Annotated in this window: 22 protein-coding genes; all 22 read right to left on the reverse strand. The window is 41.2% G+C overall.

Annotated elements, in window-relative coordinates; translation table 11 throughout:
• Nucleotides 1–30: 30 nt before the first annotated feature.
• The 22 genes from MHZ95_RS03450 to MHZ95_RS03555 all read right to left on the reverse strand — a co-directional run bounded on the left by MHZ95_RS03450 (nt 31) and on the right by MHZ95_RS03555 (nt 22,227).
• Entirely contained in the window at nt 31–1,488 is a 1,458-nt protein-coding gene (locus MHZ95_RS03450) for an FAD-linked oxidase C-terminal domain-containing protein (RefSeq protein ID WP_239389090.1), read from the reverse strand.
• Entirely contained in the window at nt 1,485–2,840 is a 1,356-nt protein-coding gene (locus tag MHZ95_RS03455; protein ID WP_239389091.1) for a (Fe-S)-binding protein, read from the reverse strand. Before MHZ95_RS03455 ends, MHZ95_RS03450 begins: the two co-directional genes overlap by 4 nt.
• Nucleotides 2,841–2,842: 2 nt before the next feature.
• The gene (locus MHZ95_RS03460) at nt 2,843–4,168 is read right to left on the reverse strand and encodes an FAD-binding oxidoreductase (RefSeq protein WP_370642880.1); all 1,326 of its coding nucleotides are present in this window, start codon (nt 4,166–4,168) and stop codon (nt 2,843–2,845) included.
• 44 nt (nt 4,169–4,212) lie between these two features.
• Complete coding sequence (locus tag MHZ95_RS03465; protein WP_239389093.1) at nt 4,213–4,911, reverse strand: FadR/GntR family transcriptional regulator; 699 nt, start codon at nt 4,909–4,911, stop codon at nt 4,213–4,215.
• 766 nt (nt 4,912–5,677) lie between these two features.
• A complete protein-coding gene (locus MHZ95_RS03470) occupies nt 5,678–5,821 on the reverse strand; it encodes a hypothetical protein (RefSeq protein WP_239389094.1) in 144 nt (47 codons plus the stop codon).
• A 663-nt stretch (nt 5,822–6,484) separates the two neighbouring features.
• On the reverse strand, nt 6,485–7,588 hold the full coding sequence (locus MHZ95_RS03475; RefSeq protein WP_239389095.1) for an NAD-dependent epimerase/dehydratase family protein: 1,104 nt from the start codon (nt 7,586–7,588) through the stop codon (nt 6,485–6,487).
• Complete coding sequence (locus MHZ95_RS03480) at nt 7,585–8,322, reverse strand: IspD/TarI family cytidylyltransferase (protein ID WP_239389096.1); 738 nt, start codon at nt 8,320–8,322, stop codon at nt 7,585–7,587. The genes MHZ95_RS03475 and MHZ95_RS03480 overlap by 4 nt, the downstream gene beginning before the upstream one ends.
• 2 nt (nt 8,323–8,324) lie before the next feature.
• Nucleotides 8,325–9,200 (reverse strand): LicD family protein, encoded by an 876-nt coding sequence (locus MHZ95_RS03485; protein ID WP_239389097.1) that lies wholly within the window; start codon nt 9,198–9,200, stop codon nt 8,325–8,327.
• Nucleotides 9,201–9,223: 23 nt separating this feature from the next.
• Entirely contained in the window at nt 9,224–10,402 is a 1,179-nt protein-coding gene (locus tag MHZ95_RS03490; protein ID WP_239389098.1) for a polysaccharide pyruvyl transferase family protein, read from the reverse strand.
• A 55-nt stretch (nt 10,403–10,457) separates the two neighbouring features.
• Complete coding sequence (locus MHZ95_RS03495) at nt 10,458–11,942, reverse strand: CDP-glycerol glycerophosphotransferase family protein (RefSeq protein ID WP_239389099.1); 1,485 nt, start codon at nt 11,940–11,942, stop codon at nt 10,458–10,460.
• A 36-nt stretch (nt 11,943–11,978) separates the two neighbouring features.
• Nucleotides 11,979–13,613, reverse strand: coding sequence for a glycosyltransferase (locus tag MHZ95_RS03500; protein WP_239389100.1), 1,635 nt, complete (start codon nt 13,611–13,613; stop codon nt 11,979–11,981).
• 101 nt (nt 13,614–13,714) lie between these two features.
• Nucleotides 13,715–14,569: a flagellin Hag gene (hag, locus tag MHZ95_RS03505; protein WP_239389101.1), complete on the reverse strand. Its 855-nt coding sequence runs from the start codon at nt 14,567–14,569 to the stop codon at nt 13,715–13,717.
• Nucleotides 14,570–14,862: 293 nt separating this feature from the next.
• Entirely contained in the window at nt 14,863–15,090 is a 228-nt protein-coding gene (gene csrA / locus MHZ95_RS03510) for a carbon storage regulator CsrA (protein WP_239389102.1), read from the reverse strand.
• 3 nt (nt 15,091–15,093) lie between these two features.
• A complete protein-coding gene (fliW, locus tag MHZ95_RS03515) occupies nt 15,094–15,543 on the reverse strand; it encodes a flagellar assembly protein FliW (protein WP_239389103.1) in 450 nt (149 codons plus the stop codon).
• Between the two features lie 114 nt (nt 15,544–15,657).
• A complete protein-coding gene (locus MHZ95_RS03520) occupies nt 15,658–16,212 on the reverse strand; it encodes a DUF6470 family protein (protein WP_239389104.1) in 555 nt (184 codons plus the stop codon).
• 55 nt (nt 16,213–16,267) lie between these two features.
• Nucleotides 16,268–17,149, reverse strand: a complete 882-nt coding sequence (gene flgL / locus MHZ95_RS03525) for a flagellar hook-associated protein FlgL (protein ID WP_239389105.1) — start codon at nt 17,147–17,149, stop codon at nt 16,268–16,270.
• An 18-nt stretch (nt 17,150–17,167) separates the two neighbouring features.
• Complete coding sequence (gene flgK / locus MHZ95_RS03530; RefSeq protein WP_239389106.1) at nt 17,168–18,694, reverse strand: flagellar hook-associated protein FlgK; 1,527 nt, start codon at nt 18,692–18,694, stop codon at nt 17,168–17,170.
• Between the two features lie 11 nt (nt 18,695–18,705).
• A complete protein-coding gene (locus MHZ95_RS03535; RefSeq protein WP_239389107.1) occupies nt 18,706–19,203 on the reverse strand; it encodes a flagellar protein FlgN in 498 nt (165 codons plus the stop codon).
• A 15-nt stretch (nt 19,204–19,218) separates the two neighbouring features.
• Nucleotides 19,219–19,482 carry a flagellar biosynthesis anti-sigma factor FlgM gene (gene flgM, locus MHZ95_RS03540; protein ID WP_239389108.1) on the reverse strand — a complete coding sequence of 88 codons (264 nt, stop codon included), beginning with the start codon at nt 19,480–19,482 and terminating at the stop codon, nt 19,219–19,221.
• A gap of 327 nt (nt 19,483–19,809) precedes the next feature.
• The gene (locus MHZ95_RS03545; protein ID WP_239389109.1) at nt 19,810–20,226 is read right to left on the reverse strand and encodes a TIGR03826 family flagellar region protein; all 417 of its coding nucleotides are present in this window, start codon (nt 20,224–20,226) and stop codon (nt 19,810–19,812) included.
• A gap of 19 nt (nt 20,227–20,245) precedes the next feature.
• On the reverse strand, nt 20,246–20,854 hold the full coding sequence (locus MHZ95_RS03550) for a ComF family protein (protein ID WP_239389110.1): 609 nt from the start codon (nt 20,852–20,854) through the stop codon (nt 20,246–20,248).
• A complete protein-coding gene (locus tag MHZ95_RS03555; RefSeq protein ID WP_239389111.1) occupies nt 20,851–22,227 on the reverse strand; it encodes an ATP-dependent helicase ComFA in 1,377 nt (458 codons plus the stop codon). The genes MHZ95_RS03550 and MHZ95_RS03555 overlap by 4 nt, the downstream gene beginning before the upstream one ends.
• Between the last annotated feature and the right edge of the window lie 13 nt (nt 22,228–22,240).

A 22,240-nucleotide genomic window follows, 5' to 3' on the forward strand; every position in this document is an offset into this window, starting at 1 on the left:
GTTATCATTTCCCCCTTTGAGTTTTTTCGCTTAAGACAGGACCGCTTCTTTCATTTCTTGTTTCACTTCCGCACAACGTCCCGGCGTCGGGAACAATTTTCCGGCATTTAATAGATTGTCAGGGTTGAACACTTCACGGATATTTGTCTGGGCAATGATTTCTTCATCTTTAAAGACAAAACGCATTTCTTCCTTTTTCTCAATCCCTACGCCATGCTCGCCCGTAATCGTGCCACCCGCATCGGCACAGGCTTGCAAACAAGCACTCCCGGCTTCAATGGCCTTTTCGGTTTCACCTGGAATGCGGGCATCGAATAGGACTAGCGGGTGTAGATTACCGTCTCCCGCGTGAAAAATATTAGCAATGCGCAAACCTGATTCCTGACTGATTTCTTCGATCCTGCTTAACACTTCCGGCAGCTTACTTCGTGGAATCACCCCGTCTTGCACTAAGTAATCTGGTGAGATCGCCCCCATCGCGCCAAATCCGGTTTTACGATTTGCCCACCATCTCTCCCTTTCTGCCTCGTCCTTCGCCGCTCTCACTTCTCGCACATTTCTTTTCTTACAAACTTCCAAGATGAGATTGATCTGTTCATCAATCCCCGCGGAAATTCCATCCACTTCGATCAATAAAAACGCAGCAATGTCTTTCGGATGTCCTACAGGAAAGGCGGCTGCTTCTACGCCTTCGATGGCTACTTTATCCATCATTTCCAGCGCTGCCGGTACAATGCCAGCTGATATAATATCCGAAACTGCCTGACTTCCATCTTCAACGCTATCAAAATAAGCAAGCACGGTTTTCTTGCTTTCAGGATTTTTCAAAATACGGACGGTGATTTTCGTCACAATCCCCAATGTCCCTTCCGATCCCGTTAACAAACCGAGCAAATCGTAACCAGGCATATCGGGAATGCCGTCTCCTCCTACTTCAATAATGTCTCCATTTGGCAACACAACCTCGAGGCCAAGGATATGGTTGGTCGTCACTCCATACTTCAGGCAGTGCGCGCCTCCTGCATTCTCGGCCACATTCCCGCCAATCGTGCAACAATATTGGCTTGACGGATCAGGTGCATAGTAATACCCTTTGTCGGAAATGGAGTTTGTCAGCTTCAGATTGATAAAGCCAGGCTCCACAACGGCACGCCTATTTTCCAGATCGACACTGACAAGCTTCTTCATTCTGACTAAACTAATGATCACTTCATTATTGATGGGAATCGCACCACCACTTAGGCCAGTGCCTGCACCGCGGGCAAGGAAAGGTAACTGATGATCAGAACAGTATTTGACAAGCTGGGAAACTTCCTGCGTATTTTTTGGAAAGACAACGGTTCTTGGCAAATGCTTATGCACCGTAAATGCATCGCAATCATACGCCAGCAAATCTTCCTTATGGTAAAGAATGGAACGTGCTCCACCGACAATCTTGGCAAGATTGATAATATGTTTATCCTTTGTGTCAATTCCCTTTACTGTCATTTCTCCCCCTCCTCTTTTTGATAGGCCCAATCTAACAGCTGTACGGTATGCACGATTTTTTGATTTCTCCCATATTTTTGGACGCCGACCGCCATCTGAAGCATACAGCCCGGGTTCCCCATTGAAATCATCTCGACATCGTCCGGGACATTCTCCATTTTGCTTTCAAGAACAGCTCCTGCCATTTCCGGATTGGTAATATTATAAATACCGGCACTTCCACAACAGCGATCCGCGTTGGGCATATGGACCATTTCAACACCTGGTATATCTAGCAAAATATCGCGCGGCTCCTGTCGTACACCTTGCCCATGCGCTAAATGGCAAGCATCATGATACGTAATGCGCTTGTTGAGTTCCGCTTTCGGTTTTTCGTACCCTGTGTCATGCAGGTATTTTGAAATATCCTCTACTTTTGCGGAAAACGCCTCTGCTTTTTCGCGCCATTCCGGTTCGACTTCCCGGAACAATTCCCCGTATTCTTGCAACATACAGCCACACCCGGCAGCGTTCACAATCACTTTTTCCGCATCCTGGAACGCTTCGATATTCTGCTTGGCAAGCTTTCTGCCCGTGTCACGGTCGCCGGCGTGTACATGAAGTGCGCCACAGCAAGTCTGGTTTTTCGGGATACTGACATCATTACCATTCCGTGTTAGAACGTTGATGGTCGATTCATTGATATCGCTGAACATCACATCCATGACACAGCCCGTTAAAAATGCAACCTCGTTCTTGGTTTCTCCCTTTGCTTTGATCACTGTTTCATTGTTAAATTTTTTCCGGACAGGTTGTTGCACTTCCGGCATAACCGCTTCCATCTCCACTAAATGCTGAGGCATGACATTGATCAGCTTCGTTTTTTGGACAACTTTCTGCATGCCGCTTTTTTGGTAAAATCTCAAAAAATTGCCGAACATATTCAATCGATTCTGATGCGGAAACACGCCCTGTAGAAAGAATTTATTGACTGATCTTTTCCAACCCGTCAGAGGAATCGCCTGACGAATTTGACCGCGCGCCTCTTCGATTAAACCACCGACATCCACATCCGCTGGACAAGCTGTCGTACAGGCACGGCAGTCCAAACAAGCAAAAACGGGATCCATGAACTGCTTATTGACTTCCATTCTTCCTTCTGCCACTGACTGTATGAGATAGACACGTCCACGAGGCGAATGTTGCTCCTGTCCAGTCAGCTCATAGGTCGGACAAGATTCCAAACACATGCCGCAATGGACACAATCCGCCCATTTGTTCTCATCCGGATGGTCTCTCAGAAGATAATTGCTGAGGCTTCTCTGCGTTGTACAGGGCGGGACTTTTTTCAACTCCGATTCTTTCACAGTCATGTTTAAATCCCTCCCACAAATCGATTCGGATTCAATATTCTGTTCGGGTCAACCTTTGCTTTAATCCCTTCCAACAGGAAGAAATACGAAGGCTTCTCCCCCCAAACATCCACTTGCTGACGAAGGAATAAAGGCAAATGCTTCACAACGACATAACCGCCAAGCCTCGTAATGCGATTCCGCAAATGTTGAATTGCCGCGACAACATCCTCACTTTTGCCTGTCAGATTGACTTGGCATAATCCATGCCCCAATCCTCCATGCGCTTCAACTTGTAAATGAAAAGCGTTCTTTAACGCTTCACTTGCTTGTATCACAGTAAGCACATCGAGATTCACGACTCCAATTTTCAAGGATGCCTCTATTTCCTGCCCTGTATAGGCCGCTGAACCATTCGGACAACTGGTGTAAAACTGCTGCCAGAAGTTTTGGGCTTCCTCTTGCGACAAAATGTCCATGCTTGTACCCGAAGGCTGGATGCTTTGGATATATTTCTCTTGATAACGAACAGAGCTTTCCACATCCTCAAAAGAAATGGCTAACGTATATGTCAATTGACCACTCAACTGTTGGGATAAAGAAGGATTCAATAATTCAAGTGTGACAGGCTCCAGCATCGAATCCAACAGCGTTTTGGAAAACGTTCGAATCGCATCCAAATTACCTTCCGGGAAACCTACAAGAATCAGACTTTCACATTTTGCGAGCGGACGAAGCTTCACCGTCACCTCTGAAACCACTCCAAGTGTTCCCATCGCACCGATAAACAGCTTGTTCATATCGTACCCCGCCACATTCTTCACCACTTTCCCGCCGGAACGAATGACCGTTCCATCGGGATAAACGTTACGCAGTCCGATCACCACATCACGTGAAGAGCCATACCCGAGACGCTTGGGACCACTTTCATTTGCGACAACAATCCCCCCGATTGTTGCCAATTCAGGCCATGCAGGATCCAATGAAACCCGCTGCTTATATTTCGCCAAGTAGTCTTGCAACTCTTGAAAGGTTGTGCCAGCCTTAACCGTCAGCGTCATATCCCCCACGGTATGCTCGACAATCCCTTTATAATTGGCCAACGACAGCAGGATATCCGCGGACTCGGTCAAACCGCCAAATCCCCTTTTCGTTCCGCCCCCCATCACCGTTATTGTTTTCCCATGATCATTAGCATACTTTAAGACAGCGGCGATTTCCTCTTCCGAAGTCGGAAAAACACTCACCTGTCCGCCATTCCCAAGCGGATGGTGTGAATTTTCTCCTTCTAGGATGCGTTCCTTTGGAATCAATAATTGCAAGTCCCCTACAAGCTTTGTCGCGATCAAATGCATACACCCCCATTGTTTTGTTAAAAGAAATACGGTAATTTTCACAATGACTGTTGTAATATATGGCTTTGCAACAATTCCTCTTCAACAAAATTCAAATGATCGCGCATCATGCTGTGTGCTTTCGTTGAGTCCCTTTTTTTAATAGCCTCGTAAATTTCAAGATGCTGGTTTTCAATTTTTTTAACCGTGTCCGGATATTTCTTGATGTATTGATGAAAATCAATCATCGACTTCTTCGTCGTCTCCGAAATAAACAACATAAACTGGATCAACATTTCATTGCCCGTCGACTCTGCCATGGCCAGATGAAAATGGTAATCAGACTCCCATTCGATGACAGATGGATTGAAAATGCACTCCCCCATCTTCCGTAAGTCTTTTTCCGATCGATGAATGGCAGAGGCTTCAGCAATGCCAGTCTCTAAAATTTTCCTTACTTGAAACAGCTCGATAATATCCTTCGAACTCGGCAGTAACAAATGTTGGTTAAACAACTTAGACGAATCAAACTCACAAATATACGTCCCTTCCCCTTGCTTCACATAAACGATCCCTTTGCCACTCAACGTCGTAAGGGCATCCCGAACCGCAGACCGTCCAACCCCAAACAACTCACACAACTCGCGGACAGACGGCAACTTCTCCCCCGCCTGAAACGTGCCCTTTTCTATCAGGTTTTCAATCTCTTCCGCAACCGTTTCAGACACTTTCTTTGTAGATATTTTTTCAACAAGCACGCCTCTCCAACCTCCCTTATCAGACATCACATATCCGACAAGTCATTTCGTAGTTCCAATTAAAACACCAAAATTCAGAATATTCAATAGTATTTTGGAATCAAATGAATAGTCTGGTTATTATATGAACTATTCTCCTTTTTATGATCAAGCACCTTAGCGATGAGTGATTTTATAAACAAAACGCGACCTGAAATTTTAGGTCGCGTTTTGTTAACTATATTGAATTTCACTTTTTTGCTTGCTGGTTGGTAGCAGGGATTTTCGAATCATTAACCTTGCCTGAAGTTCTTCATTGTTACAGCTTATTCGTCGGCATCACATTAGACCTATTTTGATTCAGTCTAAAACAGAAAAGACCCGTACTAGGCAGGTGATCTATCCAGAGTGCGACAATAAATGCCGAAATCATAAAAACAGATAATAATGATTTCAATCCACGTACTCATATAAAATGCGACTTCGAAAAGTAGAGCAAATTATTATTAAAATGACCTATTCCAGTATAAATTTCTTTTTCACCGTAGATAGAGTCCTATTAAGTGGAATATATCCATTTTTCGTCAGAAAAACACCTTTTTTCAAATGAGAATCCTTCAGAGTTTTCATGTTTGCTTTTTGTTCATGCCAAATCGCAAATAAATTAGTAACACCATTTTCATTCCAAATCTAAAAATAGTCTGGGCATTTATAATTTTCAAGTCGGGTGAAGCCCTCAACTAGCTCATCTCAACAATCGCAAGAATACCTCTGGTTTTGAGTTTGCTCAGACAAGCACTGCCGGTGCCGCTTGGACTAAAATATTCTGTTTTATAAACACCGCCATTTCTATAGCCATATCCTCATCATGGATTAACGCTTCCACTTTTTGCGAACTTTCGGTTGTATTCGCTTCATAGGCATGCTCCAAGCGATTTTACAAAGCACCTAAACCTGAGCGTTGTCCGGAGACTTTTTTAATTGCATTATCGAAAAATGTTACGGACGCTGATGAACTCGCAATTAAATCCACCATGGCAATCCCTAAGGTTGCTGTGTTTATAGAAAGTAATTTCATCTGTATTACCTGGCTGCTATTCCCCCCAATTTGGAACGTTAGGGCATTCATAACCGCAGAACTTTCGGCATATTCCGTTGAAGCTTATCATATAAAATTGAAAAAGCTTGTTTTATCAACAAGGTTAGGTAAATCAGGGACGGTATCCCTATCATTTGCTCCTGGATTTAAAATACTTCCTGTCCCAATTAAAAATTAAGGTATTTGAATAAATGCTTGGCCGTCAGTTTTAAAGTCATTGATAAAAGCTGCCTCATCATAACCCGCAGAGTAAAATTCAGATGTATTTGAAGGTCCATCAATCGCCTCTACTAAGGTATCCATTCCACTGGTTAAAACGTTTGCGGTAATCGAATTTATTTCCTTTTTTTATTTAAGTTAATTCAATCTAGATTTGCAGTTTATCAGACGTAGTATTAATCATTGCCCAACTGAGCCGCTAGCTCCCGATCTCTTTACGATAGCGTATGAAGCTCATTCTCGCGCCTTCTCAATTACCATTTTGTCTCAAATAATTCACTCGGCACTGTTTGCCCCACTCTGGAACCTCATACTTCTAATCATACGCTCGTACATTTCCAATAAATCAATTTTAGAACGCCAGCCTAAACTTTCCAATTTGGCTGTATCTAAATTAATTTTAACCACAGGATTATAACCCAGCTTAGCTGAATCTTCACCAAGATCAAATACAACTTTTATTCCAGTATCAGAATAAGTATTTGTTAATAATTCTGCCATCTCTTTTATTGATATAGCGGTATCCTTATTGGCAACATTGTATGCTTGTCCATTTTCCCCCTTAATAAGAATAAATATTAGGGCCCTTATCGCATCAGCCGTATAACAGTAGCTTCGAACAGTATCTCCTGGAGTATGTAAGACAATATCCTTTTTTTCAATAACACTCCGAGCGAATTGCGCGAAAACTCTGTCGTCATCGTATTTTACCCCTGCTCCAAAAGTTTGTGTCAACCTTGCAACTTTGATAGGAATTCCAAATTGATAAAAATAAGCACTACATAAACATTCAACCATTCTTTTACTTTCCGAATAACTACTCCTGACCTTCAACGGGTCAATAACACCAAAATCCGTTTCCGAAATCAAATTATTAGGGAAATCCATTGCTCCATATACTTCCAATGAGGATAAATAAACCAATCCCTTTACACATTTATCTTTCGCTAAATTAAGTATATTTTCAGTGCCTCTCAATGCGACTTGAATCGTTTCTACGGGATTTGAAATAAAAATTTTAGAACTTGTAACACTTGCTCCATGAACGATATAATCTACAGGCCCTTCTAAATTCAATGGTTGTGTAATATCTTGATATACCATGTTCAAACGCGAGTCTTTCAACAGATGCCTGAAAACTCGTTCAGCTTTATTCACATCCCTTGCAAGAGCAATAACTTTTATATTTGTTTTACAAAGTTTATTAAAACTTATAAGGGACTTGACTAGTTGAGACCCCAATAATCCCGTTGCTCCTGTAACGAAAACGGTTTTGTTTTGAAGTTCACTTAATGGGATATTACTATTTGCTATGCTTTTCAAATCTTCCAAAAGAATTTCGTCGTTTGAAATGTTCGAAAAGGTCATACTTCTATTCATTGTTTTACCTCGAATCCAAATATTTGAGAGTTCTCTCGAGCCTCATAAATTGCTCTAAATATATAATAGTCCGTAGGAGTTGTAATTTTGATATTTTCGGTACCACATTCAACTATGTGTAAGGAAGAGCCATAGTATTTCATTAAAGTTGCTGAATCAGTCATCTCCTTTATCCCATCTCTTATAGCATTTTTGTGCACTTTATAAATGTCTTTCAAATAAAAACTTTGTGGAGCCTTTGCGATTCTTGCGACCGCTCTATCCGCAATCTCATTGATCGTACTTCTTGAATCAACCGAAACAACAGTTTCTTTTACTCTTCCTACCGTGATAGCAGAACCAAATTTTCGCACTGCTTCTATATTATCAGTTATTAACTGTTCAGAAATAAGTGGTCTTACTCCGTCATGTATTAAGACAATCTTATCCTCGGCTTTTTCACAATCATTATAAATAGCTTGCAGGCCGTTGTATATTGATTCTTGTCCTGACTTCCCTCCTTCAACAATCCACCTTACTTTTTTTAAATTAAATTTCTTAATAGACTCTTTTAATTCTTCTATCCAGGATGAGAGGCACACTACTGCGATATCCTGTACTTCTTGATGTCGTTCAAAATACTCTAAAGTATGGATAATAATAGGTTTTCCGTATAATTCCAGAAATTGTTTAGGTTTAGATTTGCTATTCATTCGCGTTCCCGTTCCACCAGCAAATATCAGTGCTGTTGCCATATTTAGTGTTTCCCTTCAGTAAAAATTGGTTCAGTAAGCTTAAAACTAGAACATGGGATATGACTCGTTCTTTCATTTTCAGGTGGCGGAGTCATATAATCTCCATAAATCGATTTCAGATACCAATCAAATTCAGCAAATGCAAAAAAATTATGACCTTCAAATTCATATTCAACAAGCTCAGCAAAGAGTTTCCTTGGAAATCCGTAAACATTCCCTTTAGGATGGGGTGAGCACATATGCCGTATTAAGTCCGATTGTTGATTTAGATTACATTGGTTTGCTAACATATTTCTATATTTGAATACTTTGTTTTTTGGTAATTTAGATATAAGCAAATACCATATTCGTTTTAAATAATTAGGATGTACTTTTTTTCCGACTTCTGACCATAAAGTGCGTCTGATGCAAAAACATAGAAAACGATGAATACGCCGTAGCACATAATTATCTGGAACAGAATCCATCGTGAAAACGTCAATAAAAACCCCGTTTTTTGACTTCATATGCTCGTGACCAGCACGCACATATGAAGTCCCCTTTCGTAATAAACGTGCATATCCCCAGCGATAATGTTCATCTGTCTTATAATCCTGCAAAAAAAATCGATCATGATCCAGTTCCATCTTACATGCTTCAAAAAAGCGGTTGTAATCTTCCCTCATAATGACAATATCGGCATCCGGATCCCAAGGTATAAAACCTTTATGTCTTACCGCTCCTAAAAAAGTACCTCCATCAAGTGAATATGGAATATCATACTTCCTGCAAATTCTATCGAATTCCACCAACATTTCCAGCATAATCTTCTGCATTTTTCTTATTTCTTCAACAGTCGGTTCTATGTTTTTTATACATGCCCTCATTTTATATCGCATAGTATTCCTCTTTTTTTAAAAACTCATTTTATCAAATTAATAAAGCCATTCAAATATTTATCGGTTTCTCTCATTAGCTTTAGTCTTTTAGCATGATCATAATTGGATTTCAGCTCTTTTTGTAATAAATCTACAATATATTTAGCATTAATTTGCTCCACGCTAACATAGTTAGCATTTTTTCCAATTAACTCGCCAAACATTCTTACTTTTTCATTCCATATTAAACCAATTGCTGGGATATCCAATGAGTAGGCAGTAATACATGCATGTAAACGAGCACCGATAATACCATTAAACTGTGCAACTGAATTAACAAATTCAACAGTATTTTCTGGTCTAGCCAAAAGCTTAGATTTATCGATGTTCATTCTCTCCAATAATTCCTCAGCAAACTGATAATCAGACGTAAAACCATTTGAAAATATTTTCCAGCGAATACCTCTATGATCTAGTTCTTCAATAATTTTCTGATATAGATCAAACATTTGTTCTTCGGTAAAATAAATGCCATATCTCAAAAAAATGTCCTTTCTTATAACTCCTATTCCTATAAAACAACTTTCCTTCTTCGTAATATTATAACATTCCGGAATATAGAAAGCCGGATCGCCTGCTAAAGCCGTCACGATTGATTTATTGCTAAGATATTTCTCATTTAATAAATATAAATTATCTCGAGTCGTTATAACCTTCACACAAGATCTATTGATAGCTTTTTTCAGCTTTTGACACCTTGGATCTTCCGAATCATATCCCTCTACACCAACAGCATTTAGCATTACTGGAATACCTTTTTTCTTTGCTATTTTAGTAATCATATCTACTAAATAATTCAATTCTTGTGTTTTAAACTTGATAAAACCTCCCCCAGAAAAAATAATAGCATCAGCATGCTCAAGTTGTTCTTTATAATATTGATATAATTTTATCCACCATGCGAAGTACTGAACATAATAGAATACGGTCTTAGATTTCTTAATGAATTTTAGTGATTCTAGTGTCTTCAGTAAGTTAAAGCATTTTAATCTAGTCGGTAAATGAATTTTACAAAAAGAATCATACGGGGCAATATCCACAAAGAATGTTTCAACAAAACCATCTCCGTTTTTTCGAACTAGATATTGTGTCGTTTCTGCAATGACTTGATCACCCATGTTATTAAAATTATTCAATCCGACCAAAGCAATTTTCTTTTTCATAAAAAAACCTTTCTATAAAAAATCATAATAACGAGAATATATATTCACGCAACAATTAGTTGATAGTGCAAGATAATCCCTTTATGTAAGAATAGATCTTATAACCACAGTCCCCATTAGAATTGACTATCGAATTCTTATAATCTTTTATTCTTTGTTTCTGCATTGGATCTTGTTCATTATTTACCATTTCAATGAATTTACTAATAGATATCCCATCATTAGAGAAGTAGCAAGAGTAAACATCGGAACTCAGTAAAACTTCTTCCTTAACATATTTGGAACTTTCTAAGGAAAGGATTGGCTTCCCAGTCACAATATACGTACGAATTAATGAGCTTCCATCTGATATCATCGCATCTGAAGCTTGTATAGCAGAAGCCGCCTTCTCACTTTCATCCAAGATTGCATTTTCACTATTCAAGATGAAATTTTTCAGAATTTCGAACTCTTCCTCTAACTCTGGTCGCATAGATGAGATTGTTGCATGCATTAACGGGTGAGGACGCCAAATAAGAACATTTTCCCCACCTTCAAGAATTACTTCTATTGTACTTTTTAACTCTTTCATATAATCACGTGTATTTAAGAGCCTTGCTAAGCTACTATTTAACAAAATAATCTTTTTTCCTCTTATTATCTCCTCCCATTCTTTAGGAATTTGATTAATATGCAGCAGATTTAAAATTGCATCTATTTTAGGTGAACCCAAAGCTACTACTTTATCAGGTTTAATTCCATTTTCAATATAAATTTCTTTTAAAACCTCTGATTGAACAATAACTTTAGTTGCATTTAATACTCCATTTGTTACACATTTGGATGCAGCATCCTCAGCCTTTCTATAAGCACCCGCTATAAAATACGGAACATAAACTAACATATCCGTATATTGTTTTAATCTATCTGAGTAAAATTCGGGCGAAACCGAAGTAATGAGATTGTTTCCATCGTACGGATTATGAAAATAGATTACGTCTGGTCTTCGTTTTGCAATATCATACTCCTTATAAGAAACTATGGGTACATTATTGGTTAGAAAATGCTCTCCCTCATAATTAAATTGCTTGAGTAATCCTTGTGAATCACGTTCATAGTAGGGTATAGGCATTACATAACTATTACATTTCGGATCGTCCTCTGCTGACAGCCATATACTTTCCAAGGAGTCCCACATGGAATATTTATAAGGAATGAATAGTACCTCCAATTTAACTTCCGATTCATCTTTCAGCTCTTTTATCAGTGTTTTTAAAGCTTTACAAAACTCTCGAATATCTTTTGAAGGACTTTTTTCATACTTTTTATTCTCAACTGCTGATGTCAACGCATTTTGTGCAGTTATAATGATTGTTTTATAATTTAAGTAGCTTGTCTCTGTCAAACCTTCCTCTAAATTTCGTTTTATAGATTCAAGGGCAGTATGACAATCTTCAGAGACTAGGATAGCATTTGAAGTTTCTGCTTTTTTTATATATTGCCCTCCTTCCTTAATTGTTAAAGCTAACTCTATCATTTGATTACGAATATGATGCCTCATTCAATGACTCCTTTTTCAAATCTATTATCTTCTATATTATATTTTATTAAGTTTATTTCTAGTTTCTTTACTAAGAAATGATTTTCTTCCATTCATTACCGACAGTACTTCTTTTGAATCCAAGACTACAGCCTGCTTAAATACTGAAACAAAAAAATTCTCTTCCAAAATTGTAAGCTTTTTATTTTTTTTCTTAAAAAGCATATTGTATAAGTTTTCTAACGGCTGATCATACTTTATCTTGTAAAGAAACTCTTCAAATACACTATTTTTAGTATTCAAAGTCAAAAGAATAAAATCAACAATACTAAAAATGCCGGTCGCAAGTAGCGAAACGATTTCTTGAGGATTTTTCTTTATAAGCGTATCAATAACTTCTTCACTACATTCATCCAACTGTAAATTTTTCATCAAAAGAGCTTCATTTTCACTAGTTGTAAGCGCTGGATTATCTAAAAAGGAACGACTTAACTTTTGAACATTTATGATTGGAACAGAGAGCAAGATTTTTGATATTCTCACCGGGTTCATAGTTGTTTTATTCACCATATTATTATTCAGAAAGTCAGATAAATCCTTTAGTGAAGAATATTTCCCAAGCAAGGTAATCAATTTTATCCATAGTTTATCATCTGACTCATTTAAGGACAGCGCTTTTGAATAACTTTGAACTGCCTTGTGGAGTTCATTTTCTTTTTCATATATTTCTCCAAGATATCTAAGTGGTGATAATTCTAAAAAGTCAATACTAGTGTCTGAAACCAGATTACCTTTCTGTAATAAAATATCTTCAAATATTTTCTTAGAACGTTTATATTGCTTTTTATCAAAATAGATAGCCCCTTTATAAAACTTAAAATCTACAAGGTTAGGATATATTTTCTCGCAAGATTCTAGTATTTCTAAAGCTTCCTCATCTCTCTTGCTTCTATGTAATGTTTCTGCCAGATATAAAAGAAGCTTTTTTACCCAATCTAAATACATATCCGGTTTTAAAGTATATGCTTTTTGATAGTAAGTAATAGCCTTATCTAATTCTTCCAAGTTTCTATATTCATTTCCAATAAAAAAGTAGTCCATTGGTTCTTTTTCTTTTTTATTTAGCAATAAATTCAAATTTCTTTCAAATTTATTTTTTTCATTCATTACATCTGCCAAGTATCCTGAATGAAAAAGCTGAAAATCAATTGTCCCTTTGTTTTCTTTCGAATCAACATGTGCTAATATTTCATGTACGTTTCTGTAGTAAGAAATATCACCGTTATTTTTATATAACCGTTCGTGATAATTTAATGAAGTATTTTCACCATTTTGTCCAACAAAACTAACAATTTGAACACCGATTATATTGAACTTTGGTGGCTTTTCTACTAATTCAACCTTCAGCTTTTGAAAACTCTCTCTTTCCACAAATTCGTCTGCATCTATAGCAAAAATCCATTCGCCTGTTGCTTTTGAAGCTGCATAGTTCCTAGCTTTTGAAAAATCGTCTACCCATTCAAAGTCATACACATTATTAGTATATCGAAGTGCAATTTCTTTTGATTGGTCGTTGGAACCTGTATCCACTATAATTATTTCATCAGCTATTCCACTTATCGAATCAAGACATCTACTCAGAACTTTTTCTTCATTTTTAACAATCATACATATAGAAAGAATTGGTTTCATATATCTCACTCCCGTAACAATGTAGGTTCATCAAAAAAGTCGTACTGGTTGAGTACGACTTTTTTGATGAACCTACCTCTAAAAAGAGATAGGTTATTTTTTTAACGTAGCAATTGCAGAACGCCTTGCGGTTGCTGATTTGCTTGAGCTAGCATTGCTTGGGCAGCTTGAGTCAAGATGTTGTTCTTAGTGAACTCCATCATTTCCTTAGCCATATCAACGTCACGGATACGTGATTCAGCCGCAGTTAGGTTCTCTGAAGAAGTGCCTAAGTTGTTGATTGTATGCTCAAGTCGGTTTTGCATAGCACCAAGATTAGAACGTTCAGTAGCAACAGTTTTAATCGCTTCATTGATAGTTTCGATAGCCGTATTAGCTGCAGCTTGAGTACTAACATCAATACCTGATCCTGTTTTACTGTCTCCAGTACCAACTGAAAGTGATGTAGCATCCATTTTAGAAATATTCAATGTTACGTCCTGATCTTTGTTAGCCCCGATATGGAATGTTAGTGCCGAACCGCCAGTTGATGCAAATGAACCGTTCATTAATGTTTTTCCATTAAACTGAGTAGTTTCAGAAATACGAGTAATTTCTTTAGCAAGCTGGTCTACTTCTTTTTGAATCGCAGCTCTATCAGTATCATTATCATTTGTATCATTTGCGGATTGTACAGCTAATTCTCTCATCCGTTGAAGAATAGCATGTGTTTCGTTCAATGCACCTTCAGCAGTTTGGATCAAAGAGATACCGTCTTGTGCATTTTTAGAAGCCATATCCAAACCACGGATTTGACCACGCATTTTTTCGGAGATTGCAAGTCCTGCTGCGTCGTCTCCTGCACGGTTGATTTTAAGACCTGAAGATAGTTTTTCTAGGTTTTTAGATGCCTGTGTGTTGTTAGCACCTAGTTGGCGGTGTGTGTTAAGTGCCGCGATGTTGTGGTTAATTCTCATTGTTTGTTTCCTCCTTGAGTGTGTATGTTCGGGTCACGTCCTTGTGAGCCGAATAAGTAGTATTGTTTGCGGAGTCAAGAGCCGGCCGAACTATTGACTGCCGCTTACAGTAATAATATCGGATTGGTTGTTGGGATGTTTAGTAGAAATGGGAAAGTTTTTGTAGAACTTTTTGAAGCTAGGATAATAGCCAGACTCTAAATATCTCTTGTTCTCTAGGTGCTACGTATTGACACATTTCGCTGTAGAATACGGATGGATCTCAGTGCTTGGCACCGCTTGGGGTTTCAGATTCATTCTGTGGTTTTATTTGTCAGTCGTGAAAAGAGTGTAGCGTCGAGTGTTAGGGCTTCTGAGTTTGATTCTGAAATGGAGTGGATGAGTTCACCACGTAAGATATCGACGGATTTTGGTGCTTCGATGCCGATGCGAACGGTGTCACCCTTCACTTCTAGGATACGAATTTCAATGTTGTCACCGATTTTAATTGTTCCGTTTGCTTTTCGAGAAAGTACGAGCATAGGTTAGGCCTTCCCTTCTGTTGCTGTGACTTGATTACCGATTGGGTGGCGCAAAGAGAATTTGTTGTCGTTTAGGATCATTTGTTTTGCTTTTTTAGTGTTAGTTTGGAAAATAAGTGGAGCTTGTAAGTTAATCGTTGATGTTTCGAATGGATCTTTTAGTGAAATGACACCGAGAACAAAGACAACTTCTTCTTTTTCAATGTTTAACAAGTCAATGGTTGGTTCGTCAATATCAAATGAGTAGTTTTCGACGAGGTTATATGGGTTTGCGACGATAAAGGCGACTTCAGGTGTTGTCATGGATTGGAGCACTTGAAATGCGCTGTTACCTTCTATTGAAAGAAGAGCGAATTGGTTTTCATCTTCGAAGCCTGGAATTCCTTTTGGAAAATCCCATAGTTGGTCGGGATGGATTTCAAGTTCACCGTGGAATTTTGTTTGGATGTTCATGCTTGTCGCTCCTTTGATGGGATTTCTAGTAATGGTTTTAACTATTTTCTTATGAAATAGCATAGCATGTTGCTGTTTTCCTGCATAAAAAAAGAACGTATTGGATGACGTTCTTCATAACTTCCAATCAATTTGTATGGAAGGATATTGTTCCATTACACCGGTTACTTTGCCTTGCGTATAGTTGTGAATAGGTTTATTGATTTGGACATTGTTGATGGCCTTTTGGGGTGTTGCATGGATACTGAGTGAGCCCGGTTGGAAAGCCATTTGAATTTTCGTTCGGTCGCCGACAAAACGGATGTCCATTTGTTTTGGTGGTGGTGTGCCATTCTGTTTGGCAATGTCAACGATTGGATTTCCACCGTTTTCGATACGAACAAGTTGTTGACCTTCTTGCGCCCGGCGTGCGATGCCTTCCATGACAATTTGATGTCCGTATTGGGCATTTTCGGCAGAACGTCTTAGCGGACTTTTCAAATCAACGTCCGCACGAACTTCTGTTGTATCTAAAGAAAGTTGAGGTCTCACCGTGGACATTTCCAAGATGGCGGCGGGTTGTTCCTGAGTGAGTGTTGCTTTTGGCTGCTCAATTTCTTGGATTGGTTTGTCGATCTGAAGTCCTAAAATGCCACGTGTTGTTTGAATTTGTAATTGTGGGATGTTCATTGGCTTCACCTTTTAGCAAGGCGCAGGAAAAATATCCAAACGCCTTGAATATTGATTAACGTAAAAAGTCTACAAGTGATGGCTGGATGATCCGTGCGCCTACTGAAAGGGCAGCACGATGAATCGATTCTTGAGTGATCATTTCAGTGATCACTTTTTCATAGTCGATATCCTCATTTTCAGATTGCTGTTTTTTCGCAGCGCCTTCTTGCATTTCAAGACGGTTTTGCATCAGCTCAGCACGGTTGGAGCGGGCTCCAATATCTGCGCGAGCTGTTAGGATCGCATCCATTTGCTCATCAATTTTAGATAACGCCTCACTGAAACCGGCCCCATCATCGCCAATATTATCGATTTCTTCAAATAAGTCGTCGATTTTCTTGAACATTGCCGCAGCATTTGAGTTTACATTCAAACTTACGCCATCAAATACTTCTATCTCAACAGTTTTGTCAAATGCATCTAAAGTTGCTTGATCGGTCGGAAAACCATTTTCTCCATAAACAGGGGTATCTGTTTTCGTTCCACTAAAGATATATTTATCCCCGACTTTTGTATTAGCCAAATCTTTTATTTGCTCACGAAGCTGATCCAATTCGATCTTGATCTTGTCACGATCCCCAGGTGTCATTGCTCCCGTATTCGCCGCATTCGTTACAAGTTCTTTCGCACGATGCAAAACTTGCCCAACGCCGTCAAGCGCGTCATCTGAGCTGTCTAGCCAGTTGTGCACTTCGCCTAGATTTTTCTGGTAAGTGGCGACTTTATCGACTTGCATCCGGTAGCCCATGCCTTTCATGACAACGACGGGATCGTCTGATGGACGGTTCACTTTTTTACCGGTGTTCAGCTGTTCTTGCAGCTTGCCCATTTTATTGTAGCTCGTCGATAAGTTACGGAGCATGTTGTTGGAAAGCATTGATTGTGTTACACGCATTTAATTGGTTCCTCCTTCTTATCTACCTACGGTGCCCATTCCGTTAATGATTTTGTCGAGTGTTTCGTCTACCACAGTGATCATTCTGGCAGAAGCGTTGTATGCTTGCTGAAATCTAATCATATCCGTCATTTCCTCGTCGAGTGAAACGGAACTGATGGAGTCCCGGCGATGGGAGACTGCCCCTAGTAATGTAGCCGTGTTAAATACAAGTTTTTCGGCTTGTTGACCTTCGACACCCAGCTTGCCGATAACGCCGGAGTAATAGGTTTGGATAGTGGAGCCGCCCAAACCAGTTAAAGGTTTGAATTGAGCTTCTGATAAAGCCTGTGCATTTTTACCGTTTCCAGCTTCATTTTCTGCATTTGAAGCATTTATTTTTCCTGGGTCATCGACAATATTGGCATTGACTGTAATCGTTGCTGCATCTGTTCCTTCAAAGAAATCGTCTTCTTTGACTCTAGGAGTCTCTCCTTCAGGAACTGGAAGCGGCTCACCAGCTGCATGTATTTGATTGAACTCATCGATAAAGACAGCAGCCATTTTATTCAATTCAGCAATCATATCAGGATACAGACCTTTCCCGTTTACACTTCCATCATCGTAGCCATACGAATCAATAAGGGATCTAAGTTTTCCTGCAACCTGCATGTTATCCACTGTCAAACTATCACCATCTGCTGGACCGCCTGTAAAAGTGAAGCCTGTCATTGGGCCAGTTGGGTTTCCATCCGCATCAGCACCGTTTACCGATATCTCCGAATAGGATTTCCCGGAGACTACTGTGATAGGGTCACCATTCGTTTTAATTTTCACAGTTACCGTACCTTCTGCAATCGCTAAGGCACGGCCACCTGATTTTTCATACGATGTTTCAATTGGTACGTAAGTCGAGAGTTCATCTAGTAACATATCCCGCGCATCATACAAATCATTCGGCATATAACCATTAGGTTCCACTTCTGAAATTTGACGATTTAGATCTCCAATTTGCTGTAGGATGGAGTTTATCGCTGTTGCAGAAACACCGATTTCCTGGCCTAGATTTGTTTGAATTTCCGATAAAGATTTATGGATATAGTTGAATGAATCAGCTACCGCTTCACCTCGTTGGATAACGACTGCGCGTGCACCACCGTTTTCGGGATTTGTCGCAAGTGTTTGTAAGGATGACCAGAATTCGCTCAGTGATTGTTGCAAGCCATAGGCGGATGGTTCTGCAAGAACATCTTCCATCTGCGAAATCGCTTGTGATCTGGACTCCCAATAGCCAAGCTTATTCGATTCCTGTCTGAACTGCTGGTCGACGAAGGAGTCGCGGATCCGTTGGATAGAGCCGGCTTCGACGCCGGTTCCGAGGAAGCCGGGCATGGTGCCGGCGTTGAGGCCGACGCCTGGGAATCCGGGTGTCGCTTGCATGTTGACGCGTTGGCGTGAGTAGCCGAGTGTGTTGGCGTTAGAGATATTGTGTCCGGTTGTATAGAGCGCGGATTGTTGTGTGAACAGGCCGCGTTTGCTTGTTTCGAGTCCCATGAATGTGGACATTGTTTTACCCCCTAGGCATTTGTATCAAAAGTCGTTCGGGCTTTCGATGCATTGTTTCCGCTAATTTCTGTTTTTGAGTAGTTGACCGATTCCGGGCGTGGCCGGACCATGTCCAGCGATAGATTCACGAACTGAAGGGATTGGTAGGTCAGTTTCTGGTTCAGGTCGTTTTGCCATTTCAATTCATGAATCGCATGCAGGAGACGGTCCCTCGCCTCCTCTAGGCGTTGTTTGTCCGCCTCGGGTGCGGCTTCGAGCAGGTCGGATACGGTCGGTTCCGCAGGCACGGATCTTCCTTGATCGGCCAGGTATTGCGCGACGGCACGCTGTCTTGCGTTGTCCATCTGGACGATGGCGGCCAAATGGGCTTGCTCGTCTTTCAGCATCTGATCGAGCCCTGCCATGTCCCCGCTTTTAATAAGGGCTGTCTTGTCAATGGCAAGACGTAATAAGCTCTTATGCAGTTTTTCGAGGCTGTCGATGGTCGACAGGATCGTTGTGATGGACATGCTCATACACCGCCTTTACTTTTTGAAGTATTTCACAAGATTGGAAGCGAGTTGATCGGCATCCACTTGGTACGTGCCCGATTCGACTTGCTTTTTCAGCTGTTGGACGCGTTCATTGCGCTCTGTAGCGATAGGCGACATTTCCGACAGTTGCTTCGCTTTCGATGAAATTTCGAGTTTGTCGGTTTTCAACTTGTTTTGCTGTTCAGCTTGTTCAGCTTTCAACTGGTTTGCTTTGTAAGGGTTTACGGCCGGCAGATTGATTCGATTGATTTTCATATATCTCACTCCTTTCGATTTTCTTCCATCGGTGTCTAGGCTTCAGGCGCCAGCCGCTCGGAGGCCCACAGGATGTGGGTCACGCAGTCGTTGCCGCAGGACGCGGCGAATTTAGACTGCGTTCCTTAATAGCAATCCAGCTATATGGCAAAAACCGCCACGTCGCTTGATCTACTTATGCCTGTCGCGTCTAAGTAGGCGCCTTACGCTTTTCTAATAGTATACGCTTTCGCTAAGTGTCTACTCTTTATGTCGGTCGAAATTAGTGAACGTTTAGTGTCTTTGGAACGAAAAAACCGGATAGCTCAAAAAGCACCGGTTTTTCCCTTATTCAGGTTTGCGGTCTGCGAGATAGGTCCCTCGATTTTGGGCTTCGAGGTTGTCCCTGAATTCTTTTGCCGCCTCGAATGTGCGCAGTTCATTTTTAATGTCGGCCGTACAACGATCACATAGCTTCCCTTTCGTTGTCAGTTTGCCGCAATTGTCACACGGGTAACCGAGGTTTGGGAATAACGCAGGTTGCAGGCGCCCTTTTCGGACCCATTTATGTAGAAGTGTTTCGGTGACGCCAGTCACTTCGACAATCCGTTCAATTGTCGCTGCACGGTTTTCACGCCTTCTTAAGAAGCGGTACACTTCCTCGTACATTTTCTCTTCGTTCGCCGCACATTTCGCACAGACGTCCCGTATGCCTGTGTAGTTGAAAAAATCCCCACATGTCGGGCAATCTCGTAATTCAGCCATAGTCTTTCCCCTTCCACTTTTATCGTCCGGCACGGATCAGTGTAACCGCCTCGACGCGGATCGCGCCTGCTTGTTTCAAGGCGGTTGCCGCATGGCGGAGCGTTGTGCCGGTTGTGTAAATATCGTCTACTAGTAAATACGTTCCAGGTCGAATGTTAGTTCCCGGTTTTATTGTAAATAACGGTTTCATCGCCAAGCGTTGTTGCTTCGTTTTTTCACCCATCGATCCGGTGTCTGTCTTCTCAAGCAGATGGATGAATGGGATGCGCGCCGCTGTTAACAGTTCATCGATATGCGCAAAAGTCCGTTCACGCTTTTTTTCCGGATGCATCGGAATCGGCACGATTGTGGCGTTGCCGGTTAAGTGGCCGCGCAATTCATCTGCAAAAATAGTAGCGAGTGCGACATCTTGCAGAAATTTGAACTGATGGAGATAGTCCTGCATCGCTTCGTTATACGCGTACAATGATGTGATGCTGTCAAGAACGTCATCCTTATCTTTTATGTCGGCACGTTGGAAGTTTTTTGAACAGTGTTGGCAAATTTCCTTTTCTTTTTCGAGGCCGAGTAATCCTTTCCAAGTTGCCGTGGAAGCGATGGGCTGTTGGCAGAGAAGGCATTCGTTCATGTGAATTCTCCTTTATTCAATCGGATGATTTCGTTTTTCGCGTCATCCATCGCATAGGTGATACCATGATGGAAAAGGACGAAATCACCGGTCGGGTGCTGGATAGCGCGTCCGACACGGCCACCGATTTGGATGAGTGCGCCTTTATTGAAAATCAGTTGTTCCGCCCCGACAACGGCTACTTGGACATTGGGGATCGTGATGCCGCGTTCCAGAATGGTCGTTGTCAGCAGACCAGGCAGTTCTTTATTGCGCAGCGCTTGGACATGTTCTTTCCGGTCTGGATGCGAGGCATGGACGGCTCGGATACGCGCATCGAGTTGTTGGAATAAAGGCTCCGCTTCTTCCATGAGCCCGATGTGATGGAAAAAGATGAGGAAAGGTTCTTGTTGAGCGAGTCGTGCGGTCGTCCAATCGATGAGTTTTTTCGGCAGCTTGCCTTTTTGGATCTGCTTTGCGTAATTCCATAGTGAATCATAGCGCGGCACAGGCAATGGATGGCCATGATAGCGACGATTGATAGTGGAGATCTGCCCTGTCTTTTTGATGTCCGCGATTAGTTTGTCCGATGGTGTGGCGGTCACAAAATGGATGGGAGCTTCCGGTTTTGCCGCTTTCTTGACAGCCCGTCGCAATATTTCGTCTGCCGTATAGGGAAACGCATCGGCTTCGTCGACAAAAATGGCATCGAACGCATGGCGGAATCTGTAAAGCTGGTGAGTAGTGGCTAGGATGAGTTGAGCGGATTGTAGTGTTGGTGTGGCCCCACCGTATAGCGCATCGATCAGCGTTTTCGGGAATGCGGCGCGCAGGCGTGGTTCGAGTTCCAAGATTACGTCGACGCGTGGCGCGGCGATGCAGATCCGTTTCCCTTCCAGTAATAATTTGTGGATCGGTTCAAAAAGGATTTCCGTTTTGCCAGAGCCACAGACGGCATGGATCAGATGTGGAATGCGTTTCGTATTGCTTTCAGTCAATTCGTTGGAAGCTTGCTGTTGGCGTGGTGTCAATGTTCCTTGCCAAGCAAGTGTATGGGTGGTCGGGTAGACGGGTGGTTCCCCTTTCCAGATGATGAGTTCCGTACAACTGGAGACGCGTCCCATTTTCAGGCAATGACGGCAATACGTGCAAATTCCTTGGCATTTTGCACAGTGGAAGGTGGTGAAGCGGGATGGAGTGTCATTTTCACATCGATTGCAGAAGTGGCGAATTTGTCGGGTATAGGTTTTGGTCGATGTGATACCTGGAATGATTTCGATGTGGCGGGCTGCAATTTGTGCGTCGATGGTGTCTATTGGGAAAGGGGTGTGCAGGCGCAACCAAATACGGCCGGCGAGAAAATCCCGCACTGCCGAATCAATTAAAATAGTCATCTGCAACACCTCT

Origin of the sequence: Sporosarcina sp. ACRSM, from assembly GCF_022346545.1 — a bacterium.
GTDB lineage: Bacteria > Bacillota > Bacilli > Bacillales_A > Planococcaceae > Sporosarcina.